General features: G+C 59.9%; 10 protein-coding genes and 4 pseudogenes. 8 read left to right on the forward strand and 6 right to left on the reverse strand.

The window, feature by feature from the left end; translation table 11 throughout:
* Positions 1 to 58: 58 nt before the first annotated feature.
* Positions 59 to 2,336 (forward strand): annotated as a pseudogene (locus tag LOY56_RS12845) (heavy metal translocating P-type ATPase).
* 38 nt (positions 2,337 to 2,374) lie between these two features.
* On the opposite strand, the pseudogene LOY56_RS12850 reads toward LOY56_RS12845, so the two are convergent.
* Both LOY56_RS12850 and LOY56_RS12855 read right to left on the reverse strand, forming a co-directional pair.
* Positions 2,375 to 2,636, reverse strand: a pseudogene (locus LOY56_RS12850) (Crp/Fnr family transcriptional regulator); the annotation flags it as partial.
* 167 nt (positions 2,637 to 2,803) lie between these two features.
* Positions 2,804 to 3,025: pseudogene (locus LOY56_RS12855) on the reverse strand (BON domain-containing protein); the annotation flags it as partial.
* Here LOY56_RS12855 and LOY56_RS12860 point away from each other — a divergent pair.
* A complete protein-coding gene (locus LOY56_RS12860; RefSeq protein WP_258622633.1) occupies positions 2,936 to 3,676 on the forward strand; it encodes a cation-translocating P-type ATPase C-terminal domain-containing protein in 741 nt (246 codons plus the stop codon). The pseudogene LOY56_RS12855 and the gene LOY56_RS12860 sit on opposite strands and share 90 nt — an antisense overlap.
* Before the next feature lie 52 nt (positions 3,677 to 3,728).
* On the opposite strand, the gene LOY56_RS12865 is transcribed toward LOY56_RS12860, so the two are convergent.
* The gene (locus LOY56_RS12865) at positions 3,729 to 4,649 is read right to left on the reverse strand and encodes a universal stress protein (RefSeq protein WP_258622400.1); all 921 of its coding nucleotides are present in this window, start codon (positions 4,647 to 4,649) and stop codon (positions 3,729 to 3,731) included.
* Between the two features lie 253 nt (positions 4,650 to 4,902).
* Between LOY56_RS12865 and LOY56_RS12870 the strand changes: the two genes are divergently transcribed.
* From LOY56_RS12870 to LOY56_RS12890, 5 genes and pseudogenes are all read left to right on the forward strand, one after another.
* Positions 4,903 to 6,141: an MgtC/SapB family protein gene (locus LOY56_RS12870; protein WP_258622402.1), complete on the forward strand. Its 1,239-nt coding sequence runs from the start codon at positions 4,903 to 4,905 to the stop codon at positions 6,139 to 6,141.
* Between the two features lie 104 nt (positions 6,142 to 6,245).
* A complete protein-coding gene (locus LOY56_RS12875; RefSeq protein ID WP_258622404.1) occupies positions 6,246 to 7,169 on the forward strand; it encodes a universal stress protein in 924 nt (307 codons plus the stop codon).
* 110 nt (positions 7,170 to 7,279) lie between these two features.
* Positions 7,280 to 7,444: pseudogene (locus LOY56_RS12880) on the forward strand (universal stress protein); the annotation flags it as partial.
* 91 nt (positions 7,445 to 7,535) lie between these two features.
* Positions 7,536 to 8,453 carry a universal stress protein gene (locus LOY56_RS12885; RefSeq protein WP_258622405.1) on the forward strand — a complete coding sequence of 306 codons (918 nt, stop codon included), beginning with the start codon at positions 7,536 to 7,538 and terminating at the stop codon, positions 8,451 to 8,453.
* Positions 8,454 to 8,551: 98 nt separating this feature from the next.
* Positions 8,552 to 9,919, forward strand: coding sequence for an MBL fold metallo-hydrolase RNA specificity domain-containing protein (locus tag LOY56_RS12890; RefSeq protein WP_258622415.1), 1,368 nt, complete (start codon positions 8,552 to 8,554; stop codon positions 9,917 to 9,919).
* Positions 9,920 to 10,097: 178 nt separating this feature from the next.
* Here LOY56_RS12890 and LOY56_RS12895 read toward each other — a convergent pair whose 3' ends face one another.
* Positions 10,098 to 10,661 (reverse strand): GNAT family N-acetyltransferase, encoded by a 564-nt coding sequence (locus LOY56_RS12895; RefSeq protein WP_258622416.1) that lies wholly within the window; start codon positions 10,659 to 10,661, stop codon positions 10,098 to 10,100.
* A 225-nt stretch (positions 10,662 to 10,886) separates the two neighbouring features.
* Between LOY56_RS12895 and LOY56_RS12900 the strand changes: the two genes are divergently transcribed.
* Positions 10,887 to 11,807, forward strand: coding sequence for a universal stress protein (locus LOY56_RS12900; protein WP_258622420.1), 921 nt, complete (start codon positions 10,887 to 10,889; stop codon positions 11,805 to 11,807).
* On the opposite strand, the gene LOY56_RS12905 is transcribed toward LOY56_RS12900, so the two are convergent.
* Both LOY56_RS12905 and LOY56_RS12910 read right to left on the reverse strand, forming a co-directional pair.
* On the reverse strand, positions 11,797 to 12,780 hold the full coding sequence (locus LOY56_RS12905; protein WP_258622422.1) for a zinc-dependent alcohol dehydrogenase family protein: 984 nt from the start codon (positions 12,778 to 12,780) through the stop codon (positions 11,797 to 11,799). The two genes, LOY56_RS12900 and LOY56_RS12905, sit on opposite strands and share 11 nt — an antisense overlap.
* Positions 12,781 to 12,814: 34 nt before the next feature.
* A complete protein-coding gene (locus LOY56_RS12910) occupies positions 12,815 to 13,561 on the reverse strand; it encodes a helix-turn-helix domain-containing protein (protein ID WP_258622423.1) in 747 nt (248 codons plus the stop codon).
* Positions 13,562 to 13,713: the final 152 nt, after the last annotated feature.

The raw sequence follows: 13,713 nt of genomic DNA on the forward strand, positions 1-13,713 counted from the left end.
AGTCGCGGGCGTTTATATCGCGAGGGATGCGCCGCGTTTTTTTGAGGAATCCACATCGATGCTCAGTAAGTGGCTGGACCCGGTTCTACTGCTGCTCACCACCCTGACCCTGCTGGCTGGGGGCATTGCGCAGGTTGCTCACAAGTCTGACTGGGCATCGATTTGCTGGGCCGTGGGCAGTCTGGTGATGGCCTTGGTGCTGCTCGTCGATATTGTCAGGCGCCTGGCCCGGCGCGAGGCAGGTGTGGACCTGATCGCTCTACTGTCGATAGCCGCTGCGTTGTTTTTTCAGCAGACGCTGGTGGCGGCGGTGATTGCCCTGATGCTCGCGTCGGGGCGTATCCTGGAATTCTTCACCAAACAACGCGCCGAACGCGAACTACGTGCGCTGGTCGACCGGGCGCCACGCGTTGCCTGGCTGCAGGAGAACGGCAATTTACGGCAGATTCCGGTCGAGCAGATCCAGGCGCATCAGACGTTGCTTGTGCGCTTGGGGGAGGTGGTGCCGGTCGACGGCCGTCTACTCAGCCCCACCGCGATCCTCGACGAGTCGGCGCTCACCGGCGAGTCATTGCCGGTCACCCGCCGGGAAGGAGAACTACTGCCCAGCGGGGTGACCAATGTCGGTGCGCCAGTGCTGCTGACAGCCACTCGAACCGCAGCGCAGAGCACCTATGCCGGGGTGGTGCGCCTGGCTGAAGCGGCACGGCGCTCGCGCGCGCCTTTTGTGCGTTTGGCCGACCGTTACGCGTTGTTCTTCATTCCGCTGACATTGCTGATTGCCGGCATCGCCTGGTACATGAGTGGCGATTCTTTGCGCGCGCTGGCGGTGTTGGTGGTGGCCACGCCTTGCCCGTTGATCCTGGCAGTGCCGATTTCGATCATGTCAGGTATCTCGAGGGCGGCGCGGGATCCTGATCAAGGACGGCGTCACCCTGGAAGCGCTGGCCGAGGTCAAGCAAGTGTTTCTCGACAAGACTGGCACGTTGACCAGCGGCCATGCCCGTCTGCAGTCGATCGAGACCAACGGAACGCTTGATCCGCAGTGCCTGCTGGGCCTGGCTGCTTCGCTGGCGCAGGCCTCGACGCACCCCATCTCCCAGGCCATTGTCGAGGCGGCCTGTCAGCGTGGATTGCCACTCGGCGTGCCGCAGGCGGTCGAGGAAAGTCCGGGCTCTGGTCTTTGCGGGGTGATCGATGGCCGGCGGGTGCGTTTCGGCAGTTTGTCCTTTGTTCAACAAGAGTCACCGGTTGGCGACTGGGCCGTCACCATGCTGCGCCACATGGATTACCTGGCGTGCAGCGGCAGCTTCGTTGAAGTGGATGGGGCGCTCGCGGGCCTGCTGATTTTCTCGGACAAACTGCGTAGGGAAACCCCTCTGACCCTGCGCCGACTGCGCAACAGAGGCATCGAGCGGATCGTCATGCTCACGGGCGATCGTGTGGAAACCGCCGAGATGATTGCACTGTCGGCCGGGATCGACGAGTTGCGTGCCGGGTTGAGCCCAGGGGATAAAGTGCGTGCGGTACAAGATGCCTGCCTGCACGCCAGCACACTGATGGTCGGTGATGGCATCAACGATGCACCCGCCCTGGCGGCGGCCAATGTCGGGGTGGCCATGGGGGCCAGCGGTGCCACGGCGTCCGCACAAGCGGCGGGCGTTGTGCTGTTGGTGGATCGTCTGGATCGTCTGGTCGAGGCGCTGGACATCGCCCGTCAAACCCGCCATATCGCCCGTCAAGGCGTATTGGCCGGCATGGGCATGTCGGTGCTGGCCATGGGGGTGGCCGCCTTCGGCTACCTGCCGCCGCTGGTTGGCGCCGTGGTGCAAGAGGGCATTGATGTGGTGATCATTTTCAATGCCTTGCGTGCATTGGGGCCGTTTCCAGGTCGGCGCCAACGCAAGCTGGCCGCCGAGCATATCGATCACCTGCAGGACGAACACGACCAGCTCGCTTCGGTACTGAGCGATCTGCACCAACTGGCAAGCGACTTTGCCCAGCGCCCACTCGAGCAAGCGCAGACCGACCTGCGGGCGCTGGTAAAAAACCTGCAGGAATCACTGGTCCGCCATGAACGGGACGATGAAAACACCCTGTACCCGCTGTTGACGCAAAGCCTGCCAGGCGAGGACCCCATGTCGGCGATGAGCCACGTCCACCGCGAGATTTTTCGCCTGATCCATTTACTGGCGCGCATGAACACGGATTTCAGTATCGACCCGGCAACGGCTTCTGTCGATGAGATACAGCATCAGTTGATCCGCCTGGATACCCTCGTGCGGTCGCACTTCGATCAGGAGGAAGAACTCTTTCGTTACCTTGATAAGCGCTGAAAAGCCATGCAGCCACAGTGGAGGACCGCCGAATGGCAACCTGTGACCTGCTCGCGGCCATCGAGCGATAGCACGCTGGTCTTGAATGAGCCGATACGGATCGCATACAGCAAGCGCAAGGGATCGCCTGCGCGGTAGAGGGAGTGCGCCTTTCCTGACCTTGAACCGTTGAAAAATCGGCTTGTCCAGGCGCTCGATTTCCTATTTGTTGAGACCAAAAGGCAGGCAAAACTCTAATGCACTGCAATTGGAACAGGCACCCTTGAGGTGTTGACCCTGAAGCAGGCGGACTTCAGCCATGTCAATGGATTCATGTGGGTTATATATGAAGCATAGGTGTTGTGCACTTCGGCACGAATTCCGTTCGGAAGAGCTCCGGGAGCAATCGGCGAACGGGTAAAGCTCGGTTGACCCACCGCAAGCCCTTGATGCCCCGGGGAAACTATAGGTTCCCCGGGTTCTTTGTCTCAGGCAATGCGCAAATGATCATCAACTTGCCTCACACCCGGTACTGACCAGGCGGCACGTTCGGCGATCTGACGTTCACGCCACAAATGAACTTTGCCTTCAAGCTTCACCACATCGCCTTCGACCTTGATGTGAATTCCCTTGGCATCGACTTCGGCATTGCGTTTGAGGGCTTCTTCGATGCGACGCTGGATATCGTCCACGTTCACCTGCGGACGACGGTCTTTTTGGCTGTCATCGGTGCGGGCGTCATCGGCCTGGTTGATGAACGGGGTGGGATCGTCCTGCCGCTGCTGGCCACCCAGATTCTGTGGATCAATCTGATCACTGATGCGGCACCTGCCATCGCCATGGGGCTTGATCCGCATGATGAGGGTGTGATGAGGCGCAGCCCACGCAAGCCCACGGATCGAATCATCGATGCAAACATGTGGCGTGGCGTGCTCCAGGTCGGTCTGGTGATGGCGTTGGCGAGCTTGCTGACGGTCGACTGGATGCTGCCCGATGGTTTGATACCGGGGCATGAATCACTAGTTCAGGCACGCACTGCCGGTTTTACGGTCCTTGTGCTGGCGCAGCTGTTCAATGCGCTGAGTGCTCGCTCAGAGTCGGCCAGTGCGTTTATCGGGTTGTTCGCCAACCGGTGGCTCTGGGGGGCAATAGTGCTGGCGCTGACTTTGCAGGTTGCAGTGGTGCACTGGTCGCCACTCAATAAGGCGTTCAGCACGAGTGCATTGACACTGAGCCAGTGGGGGCTCTGTTTTGCTATGGCCAGCACTGTTTTCTGGTTCAGTGAGCTGCGCAAACTGGTGATGCGTTTGAGGAACCCTGAGCTTCATGGCGCTGTTCAGCGCCCGGCAGTACACCAGTAGTGACCGGGCGCTGGCGTAACGTTGTGTGGTCGCGGCTGCGCGAAACAGCGCTCTACAGTTCTTCAGGTGAAACCACCCATACACTGCACGGCATTTTATACAGCAGATGCTCCACCGTGCTGCCCACCAGTCGGCCCACGCCTCGGTGGCCGACCCGGCCCATGACAATCACGTCGATGTCGTAGGCGTCGGCGTATTGGGTAAGGATCTTGGTCGGATTGCCCATGATCATGTGCTGTTGCTCTGGCGCAATACCATTGCGCTCGGTCAGTTCGCGGAAAGCATCGGCCTGAGCATCAAATAACGTCTTGGCTTTGTGTGGGGAAAACAGCGCCGAGCTACTGTCGAAATCGAACTCGTCTGCGCTGATAGATGAAAGGTCGTGGGCGTAGATCACGTCGAGCTGAGCGTTGCAGGTGCTTGCCAGTTTTGAGGCCTCGCGCAAAATTCTGTCGTTGAAATCCTTGTACTGAGTGTTGCTATGGAAGGGATCGACCGCAGCGACGATCTTGCGCGGCAGCACGTGCTTCACGTGGCTGACAAAATGCAGCGGCACCGGGCATTCGCGCAGTAAATGGATATCCAGGGGCGTGAACATTATCCGTGACAGCAGCGACTCGTATTCCAGTGCCTTGATCAGTACCGCCATGGGCTGTTCTTTGAGATGAATGAGGATTTCCTGCAAAGGTCTTTCAACCCAAATCACCTCCGTGGTGACGGGCACCCCGATTTTACGCAAGGGGCGGGCCTGTTCTTCGAGCCATTGCCGATGGCGCTCGACATACCCGAGCCGCATCTGCTCCAGCGCTTGTTCGTTGACCATGCTCGCCGTTGCCAAGCCTTCCAGGTAATCGAAGGCGACGATGTGCAGGGCTGCGCCTGCAGCCTTGGTCAACGCGGCGGCGCGGTCGAACGCGGAGCTGTTTTCCATAAGCGGCGAGACGACCAGCATGAAGCGTGATTGCTCAGACATGACCAAACTCCCGTCAATAGTCGTAGATATTCCTGTACTCACTGGCACCCCTTGCGTTTGCTCAGGAAGCCTAGTTTTTATCCTGCCGCCGAACGGGGGAGAAGAATTGATCTTTATCAATCTGGCGAGTGATGCAGCAGGCAGCCCGACGTGTGGTGAGTCGCGCGTCCATTTACAAAATATTGACCATTATCAACCTCTCTTGCGTCATACCGCGCAGTCTGGGGCTTGTGGTTTACCCGGACGCAATCGCATGAACGACACCTTGGGCCTGGCAGGCGCGGCGGCTGCGCTGGGGATTGGCATGCTCATCGGCCTTGAACGTGAACGGCACAAGGGCCGGGGGGAGAGTCGCGCCTGTGCTGGATTGCGCACGTTCGCGATCACCGCTTTGCTGGGTTATGTGGCGATGCAGGTCGGTGGGGGGTTGCTGGTGGGTATCATGGCGATTTCTGTGGCCTTGCTGGTCACCGTGGCTTACTGGCGGAGCCTGGGCACTGACCCTGGTGTCACCAGTGAAGTAGCGCTGTTCACGGTATTGGCACTGGGGGCATTGTGTGGAACCGCGCCCGAGCTGGCTATCGCCATTGGAGTGGTGGTGGCGGGTCTGCTGACGTATCGGCAAAAACTGCACCATTTTGCGCGCAGCCAATTGACCGAAGCGGAAATGCGCGACGGCCTGGTGCTGTTGGTCGCCGCCCTGGTGGTGTTGCCCTTGGCGCCGGACCGCTTTATCGGCCCATATGCCGCCATTAATCTGCGCACCATTTGCACTCTGACGGTGTTGCTGATGGCCGTCGGGGCGATAGGGCATATTGCCGTTCGTACCTTGGGTGCCCGTTACGGCTATATGGTCAGCGCCATCGCCTCCGGGTTTGCTTCCAGCATCGCGACCATCGCCGCGATGGGGCACCTTGTCGCCAAGGAGCCAGGCAACATCAAAGTCCTGAGCGCGGCAGCGATGCTGTCCAACCTGGCTACCATCATTCAGGTCGGCCTGATCCTGGGGGCAGTCGATACCGGTCTATTGCGGCACATGTGGGGGCCGCTGTTGTTGGGTACCGCCGCCACGGCGCTGTATGGCTTGAGCCTGATGCTGCCCAAACCTGAGAGTGGCGCCAATCAGCCGATCAAGGTCGGTGGGGCGTTCAACCTCACACTGGCGTTGGTCATCGCACTGACCATGACAGGCATCACCTTTGTGTCATCGATGGTGCTCAGCCACTTTGGTGAAGTGGGCGTGATGGTCACGACGACGCTCACCGGTTTCGCCGATGCACATTCTTCGACGGCGTCCATTGGCGCCCTGGCCAAGGCCGGGCTGTTGCCGTTCGACGCCATTGTTGCGCCCACACTGGTTGCCGTCAGCAGTAACTCCCTGAGCAAATGCCTGGTGGCCTGGGTCAGCGGCGGGCGACGGTTCGCCGCGTATGTCATTCCCGGCCAGATCTTGCTGACGTTGGCGATGTGGGCGGGCATGTTGCTGCATTAACGTGCATCCGCGCGCTGTAGCTGACAAAGATCAAGTCACCCGATTCTGCTGCTATCACTCTAGGGTTCTACTCACATCGAGATGGCCGCGTGCCGAGGTGTCCCATGTCGCAGATTCAGCGTTTACTGTTGATCGCCCCCCAATCCATGACCCGTACCCCGGCGTTCGACCGGGCCGCCGCGTTGGCCCGCGCGATGCAATCGCCGCTGCACATCGTGGCATTCGACTACTTGCAGGCCCTGGCCATCGCCGGCCTGTTTGCCCCCGAGCAAATCGCCCAGGCCCGGGACGGTTATTTGAATACCCATCGGCAATGGCTTGTCGAACAGGCCGAATTGATGAAAAAACACGGCGTCGAGGTCACCAGTGAGGTGGTGTGGGTGCAGCATCCTTACGAGGAAATCCTGCGCTTCGTCAATGAGATGCCGCTGAGACTGATCATCAAGGATGCCCAGGAAGAGTCGGCGTTGAAGCGGGTTTTTTTCACACCGCTGGATTGGCAGTTGTTGCGCGACTGTCCGGTGCCGGTGCATCTGGTGACCAACGCCCTGAACCCGCGGCCACGCAACGTGCTGGCCATCGTCGATGTTTTGCGTAGTGAAGAGCAGGACCTGGTATTCAATGACCAGATTATCGACGCTGCCACCAAGCTGGCTGAACAGTGTGAGGCGCAGATCGAGTTGGTACATGTGTATGACTGGACAGCCGTGTATGCCTTGGACATGGGCGTTGGCGCACTGCCGTTGGCCTCCGGTCTTTACGAAGCCATGGGCACGGCGCAACACCAGGCGTTTACGGCGTTGGCCGAGCGTCACGGCGTGCCGTCGGAGCATCGGCACTTCATCGAAGGTGCGCCATTGCCGAGTATTTGCAAGTTCGCCGATGACCATCGCACCGATGTCATTGTGATGGGGACGGTGCAGCACTCGGGGTTGAACAAGCTATTGGGGACGACTGCCGAGCAGCTCTTGCACCGAGCTCCTTGCAGTGTGCTGGCGATCAAACCCAACAGGCTGTTGCAATCCTGAGCGTTGACTTGCCCCACGGCGAACCGTTGGCCGGTACGTCGTGGGGCAATCGGCTTTTACAACATATACAGACGATGAATGACCTGGCGGCTGTCGTCAGGATCATTGTGTTTGTCGAGCAATACCTGGCGGATGTGGTGGTGATGAGCACGGATCGCGTGGGGATCGACCGGTTGATCGGCAGTAACACGGAGCGGGTGCTGTACTCGGTGCCGGGCAGCATTCTGGCGGTCAGGCAGCCGGGCTCGAGCGTCAGGCGGCGAGCCGATGGCTAGTCGGCCATTAGTTGATAAAAATCAGAGCCTCACGGCGAGAGCCCCCGATACTTAAGTCAATCCTGAAGCTATCCAGATGAGGTGGGTGAGGGTGAAAATTCAACGTTTGCTATTGATTGCCCCGACCGAAATGGTCCGCACCCCGGCGTTCGAACGAGCGCGAGCCCTGGCCTGTGCAACCGGTGCGGTGCTGCACATTGTCGCTTTTGATTATGTCCAGGCGTTGGCGGCGGCCGGCCTGTTTGACCATGACGCAATGGCCCAGGCGCGTGAAGGTTACTTGCAGGTTCATCGTCACTGGCTGGAGCAGCAGGCCCGGTTTCAACGATGCGAAGGCGTGCAGGTGAGCACTGAAGTGGTGTGGGCCAGACCGACCCTGGCGCATCTGTTGGAGTACGTGAATGACTTCCATGCAGACCTGGTGATCAAGGACACACACCGCGTATCGGCACTCGATCGCGCCTTTCATCGGCCGCTGGACTGGCAGTTGCTGCGCGACTGTCCGGCCCCCTTGCACCTGGTCATAGATGCCACAAACCCCAAGCCGTTGAGAATACTCGCGAGCATCGATTTGTCCCATCTGGAGGAGCTGACCCAAGGGCTCAATGACCGGATTCTCGACCTGGCTTCGAGCCTGGCCGAACCTTGTGGCGCCACCGTGCACCTGCTCAATGTCAGCGGCTGGTCGGAGCTGGGGGAGGCTGAAGTGAACGTGCCGACCGCGACACTGGATGGCAGTTTGAGAGATGCGGTCAGCGATGCTCAGCTGGAGGCTTTTGAGGTGCTTGCCGAACGCTACGGAATAGAGAAACAACAGCGCCATTTGCTGCCCGGCACTCCCCCCGCGGTGATTGCCCGTTTCGCACAACAATGTGCCTTCGACATGGTGGTGCTGGGAACGACCTACCATCGCGGGATCGATATATTCATCGGCAGTACGGCCGAAAGTGTATTGAACCGGTCACCCTGCAGCCTGACGATCGTCAAGCCATTGCCCCGGCTCGACTGAAAAAGATGAACCCGTGCGGCTTCCGTTGATAAAAATCAACTGCCCATGGGCGTAAAGGAGTGATCAATAGCACTCCATGAATGCGCAAGGAAACGGCCATGCAAATGACATTTCTCGGTGCTGCGGGCACGGTTACAGGCAGCAAGTACCTCCTGGAACATCGCGACCAGCATGTGCTGATCGATTGCGGCCTGTTCCAGGGCTATAAACAACTGCGCTTGCACAACTGGGACCCGTTCCAGCTGCCGGTTCGCGACCTCGAAGCCATTGTGCTGACCCACGCTCATCTGGATCACAGCGGCTACCTGCCGGTGTTGGTGCGCAACGGTTATCGCGGCCCGGTGTATGCCACGCCTGCCACCTGTGAACTGGTGAAAGTCCTGCTGCGCGACAGCGGCCGCTTGCAGGAAGAGGAGGCCGAGTTCGCCAATCGCCATGGCTTTTCCAAACATTCTCCGGCCTTGCCGCTGTATACCGAACAAGACGCAGAGCGGGCGTTGAAATTGCTGCGGCCGGTGCAGTTGCACCACCGGGTCGATATTGTTCCGGGAATGAGTATTCTGTTGCGCGGTGCCGGGCATATTCTGGGCGCAGCGACGGTGGAAGTCGTCGCCGATGGCGTCACGCTTGTGTTCTCCGGGGATCTGGGGCGGCCGAACGATCCACTGATGTTTGCCCCGGAGACGATCGAGCAGGCCGATTATCTGCTGGTGGAGTCGACTTACGGTGACCGTCGGCATCCCGACGAATCCCCGGAGGATCAACTGGCCGAAGTCATCACCCGTACCGCGCTGCGCCATGGCATCACGCTGGTGCCATCGTTTGCGGTCGGTCGCGCGCAGTTGCTGATGTACCACCTGTATCGCTTGCAACAGAAACACGCGATTCCTGACCTACCGATCTACCTCAACAGCCCCATGGCCACCGACGTCACGCGTTTGTATCAGCGCTTTCGCAGTGAACACCGGTTATCGCTGGAAGAGTGCGAAGGCATGTGCCATGTCACGCGTTTTGTGCGCTCCACCAGAGACTCCATCGACCTGGACCAGCGGCGTACACCGGCGGTGATCATCGCCGCCAGCGGCATGGCCACTGGCGGGCGGGTGCTGCACCACCTCAAGGCGCTGGCGCCTAACCCGATCAATACGCTGCTGGTGCCGGGCTTTCAGGCGGGCGGCACCCGCGGCGCGCAAATCATCGCAGGCGCCCCGTCGGTACGTATTCACGGCAAAGACGTGCCGATCCGGGCCGAAGTAGTGCCGATGCAAACCCTGTCTGCGCACGCTGACGCCGATGAAATCATGGCGTGGCTGCGCGGCTTCAAGCAGCCACCGAAACACACCTATGTGGTGCATGGCGAACCCAATGCCTCGGATGTATTGCGCCGACGCATCAGCCTGGAGCTGGGCTGGTCGGTCTCGGTACCGGAGTACCGTGACAGCGTGGAACTGATGGGTTCTCTTTAGTAAAGGCAAGCCATTTTTGCGTTAGCTGCAAAATGGCGATCACCAGATTTATTCGTAAGCCTCGTGTTTTGCTGGCGGACAGTGTGTGAAAAAAAGCGAATAGCTGACCGGTGCCAGCTGTTGCAGCCCTGAGTTGAAATGTCCCTCGGCGGATCCAATGACGCCGAGGGACGCTTTTTTACAGATAGAGGCTGTGAATGACCTGACGGCTGTCATCGGGATCGTGGCGGGTCTCGAAGCCCAGGGCTTGGGCCAGATCACGCATGGGGGCATTGCTGGCGGCGTCGACGGAATACATCTGGCGAAAACCGTTCTTGCGCGCGGCCTTGATCAAGTGCTCCATCAGCGCCGTTCCCAGGCCCAGATGCTGGTACTCGTCAGCAACCGTCACGGCGCATTCACACTCATGGTCGCCGGTGGCGGCATAGCGGCTGACACCGATTTCAATCAGCTGGCCATTGTCGTGAATCAGGGCGATGTAGGCCATTCGCTTCTTGCCGTCGACATCCATCAACTGGTCGAGCATGGCCTTGCCGGGCTCATTGACTTGCGCCAGAAAGCGCATGTGCCGCGACTCCGGGGACAGGCGTTTGATAAAGGCGTATTCACGTTCGCGGTCTTTCTCCGCCAGCGGTCGGATCAGCACATGGCGGCCGTCCCTGAGCCCTTCAATCCAGTACTGTCCGGTGACGGCGGCGTAAGCGGCTGCGGCTCTGTCGTTATGATCTTTAACAGTGAGCATGGTGCAATTCTCCATTCTGGATTGAAGGGCTTGCGCGTCGCAACGAATCACGCGGTTCATTTCTTTTTACGCCGCTGGTGGCGCTTGAATCTGATCTGGATCAGACACTCGTGAGACGCAGGCTGAAACGCGCGTATCTGATGTAAATCAACCCGGGGCAGGGGGCAACGAGTGCAATCTGGGAACATGCCGGCGCTTGGGACCGGTGCCGAATCGAGGTGTGTGATGGGTCAATATCAACGTGTGTTGCTGATCGCCGACCGAACCCTTTACCAGTCCCCAGCCTTGCTGCGTGCCGTTGCCCTCGCCAAGGCCAGCGGGGCGGCGCTGGATGTGCGGGCGTTTATCGAGCCGGCACCGATCATCCATTTGTGGGAGGAAAAAACCGATGAGGCGGAGTACCAGCGCTATCTGCGCCGCTATCGCCGCTGGATGGCGGAAGAAATCCAGCGCCTCAGCGGTGAGGGATTGAAAGTAAGCGTGGAGGTGGTCTTCACCACTCATCCATTACTGGACATCTTGAGGTGCGTCGAAGAACTCAAACCCGACCTGCTGATCAAGGACGCTACGTTGGAGCCGCTGCTCAAACGTGTGTTCATCACCCCTCTGGACTGTCACCTGCTGCGCGAATGCAGGGTGCCGGTGCACCTGGTCAATCAGGCCCGTTACGGTTTGCCGCACCGGATCGTGGCGGCAGTGGACCCGTTCGACCCCTCGACGCAAATCAGTGGCCTCAACGACACCATCATTCAATCGGCCAATGCACTGGCCCTGCAATGTGATGCACCGCTGCATCTGCTGTATGCGTATGACTTGTCGCCGGCCTTCAATGGCGATGCGCCTCTGGCTAGCGGCGGGTGGAATGTGGACTTCATGGAGGAGCTGCGGCAATCCCTGCATCAGGCGTTTGTCACCCTGGCTGATCGTTATGGCGTGCCGCCAGAGCGCCGACATTTCATCATGGGCCTGCCGGTACCGGTGCTGAGTGAGTTTGTCGAGGAGTATCTGGTCGATGTGGTGGTGATGGGCACCGTGCATCGAGTGGGGTTCGATCGGTTGATCGGCAGCAATACGGAACGGGCCCTTTACTCGGTGCCGGGCAGTATTCTGGCGGTCAAACAGCCGGGGTCGCTCGTCAGGGGATGAGCACGATCGCCCCTTTGACCTGACCGGCCCTCAGGCTTGCCAGCGCCTGGTTGGCATCGTCCAGGGCGAAACAGGTGACGTCGCTGTGCACGGGCGTATGACGCAGCTCTGCAAAAAACGCCGTGCCGTCTTCGCGGGTCAGGTTGGCGACCGAACGGATGCTGCGTTCGCCCCACAGCAATCGATAAGGGAAGCTGGGGATGTCGCTCATGTGGATGCCCGCGCAAATCACACAGCCGCCCTTGACGGTGGCCTCCAGCGCCAACGGCACCAGCGCACCGACGGGGGCGAAGATCAGGCTGGCGTCGAGCGGATGCGGCGGCGGTTGATCCGAGGGGCCTGCCCATTCGGCGCCCAGGGTTCGGGCATAGGCCTGGCCCTCGTTGTCGCCCGGGCGGGTGAAGGCATACACCTGCTGCCCCCGGCCCCGCGCCACCTGAATCGCCAGATGCGCCGCCGCGCCGAAGCCATAAAGGCCCAGATGACGCGCCCCTTTGGCCATTTGCAATGCGCGAAAACCGATCAGCCCGGCACACAGCAGCGGTGCGGCTTCGGCGGCCGAGAGCGCGTCCGGAATGGGGAAACAGAAATGGGCGTCGGCCACGGTGTACTCGGCATAACCACCATCCAGGTGACAGCCGGTGAACTGGGCCTGGTCACAGAGGTTCTCGCGGCCCGAGCGGCAGAATGTACATTCACCGCACGTCCAGCCAAGCCAGGGAACGCCGACGCGCCTGCCAACCCAGCCGGGCGCCACATCGGCACCCACCGCCGTCACCTCACCGACGATTTCATGGCCCGGCACCCGCGGCAGCACCGCTTGCGGTAATTCACCGTCCACCAGATGCAAATCAGTGCGGCACACGCCACACGCCAGGACTTTGATTAACAGTTGGTGTGCGTCGGGTGTCGGGATGGCACGCTCTTCCCGTTGCAGCGGCTGACCGGGGGCATGCAGAACCATGGCGCGCATGACGACTCTCCAAAAGCCTGTGCACCGTAGGGCGTCAGAGGGGTGACTGCCGGTGACAGCCGGCGACCAGTTGCTTGAGCCCGTCCAGATTCAGGACTTTGACGTTACGCCCGGCAATCTCGACCAACCCCTGATCCCGCAGATGAGCGATGCCCCGGCAGATGGTTTCCAGGCGCAGGCCCAGATACGAGCCGATCTCTTCACGGCGCATCTTCAGCACAAAGTCTCTAGACGAGTACCCGCGAATGCTCAGCCGTTGCGATAGGTTCAGCAGGAAGGCTGCCAGGCGTTCATCGGAGTTCATGTTGCCCATCATCATGAGCAGGCTGTGATCACGCACGATTTCCCGGCTCAGGAGCTTGTTCAAGTTGTGTTGCAGTGAGGGCAGTTCCTGGGCGAGTTTCTCCAGTTGGATGTAGTGCAGGGGGCAGACTTCGCTGTCCTCAAGGGCAAAGGCACTGCAGGCGTGCCGATCGTCGCTGATGGCATCCAGACCGAGCATCTCGCCGGGTATCTGAAAACCGGTCACCTGCTCGCGGCCGTCGACCGACAGCATGCTGGTCTTGAATGAACCGATGCGTACCGCATACAGCGAGCGCAACGGATCACCGGCCCGGTACAGGGCGGCACCTTTTTTAATCTTTACCCGCTGAACGATCAGGGTATCCAGCCGCTCGACCTCCTGGCCGGTCAAGCCGATCGGCAGGCACAACTCCAAGACGCTGCAATTGGAGCATGCGGCCTTCAGATAATGATGTTGGTATGGCCGGGTTTCAGGCATGGTAAAGGCCCTTAACAGAGGATTTAAGCATAGTTCGGATAATGGACTCACTCGGGTGCTCTATCGGGAGCATCGACGAGTGGGGGGCTTGGCAGTTGTTCAAGCCAGCATAGAGCCGGACGGGCGGCGTAAGAGCTTGATGTAGATCAACG

The organism is Pseudomonas sp. B21-048 (genome assembly GCF_024748615.1).
GTDB lineage: Bacteria > Pseudomonadota > Gammaproteobacteria > Pseudomonadales > Pseudomonadaceae > Aquipseudomonas.

Bases quoted from the DNA above. Each gene is read 5' to 3' on its own strand.
- LOY56_RS12870 (WP_258622402.1), top strand. From the start codon at position 4,903: ATGAACGACACCTTGGGCCTGGCAGGCGCGGCGGCTGCGCTGGGGATT.
- LOY56_RS12905 (WP_258622422.1), bottom strand. From the start codon at position 12,780: ATGCGCGCCATGGTTCTGCATGCCCCCGGTCAGCCGCTGCAACGGGAA.
- LOY56_RS12900 (WP_258622420.1), top strand. From the start codon at position 10,887: ATGGGTCAATATCAACGTGTGTTGCTGATCGCCGACCGAACCCTTTAC.
- LOY56_RS12895 (WP_258622416.1), bottom strand. From the start codon at position 10,661: ATGCTCACTGTTAAAGATCATAACGACAGAGCCGCAGCCGCTTACGCC.
- LOY56_RS12865 (WP_258622400.1), bottom strand. From the start codon at position 4,649: ATGTCTGAGCAATCACGCTTCATGCTGGTCGTCTCGCCGCTTATGGAA.
- LOY56_RS12890 (WP_258622415.1), top strand. From the start codon at position 8,552: ATGCAAATGACATTTCTCGGTGCTGCGGGCACGGTTACAGGCAGCAAG.
- LOY56_RS12910 (WP_258622423.1), bottom strand. From the start codon at position 13,561: ATGCCTGAAACCCGGCCATACCAACATCATTATCTGAAGGCCGCATGC.
- LOY56_RS12875 (WP_258622404.1), top strand. From the start codon at position 6,246: ATGTCGCAGATTCAGCGTTTACTGTTGATCGCCCCCCAATCCATGACC.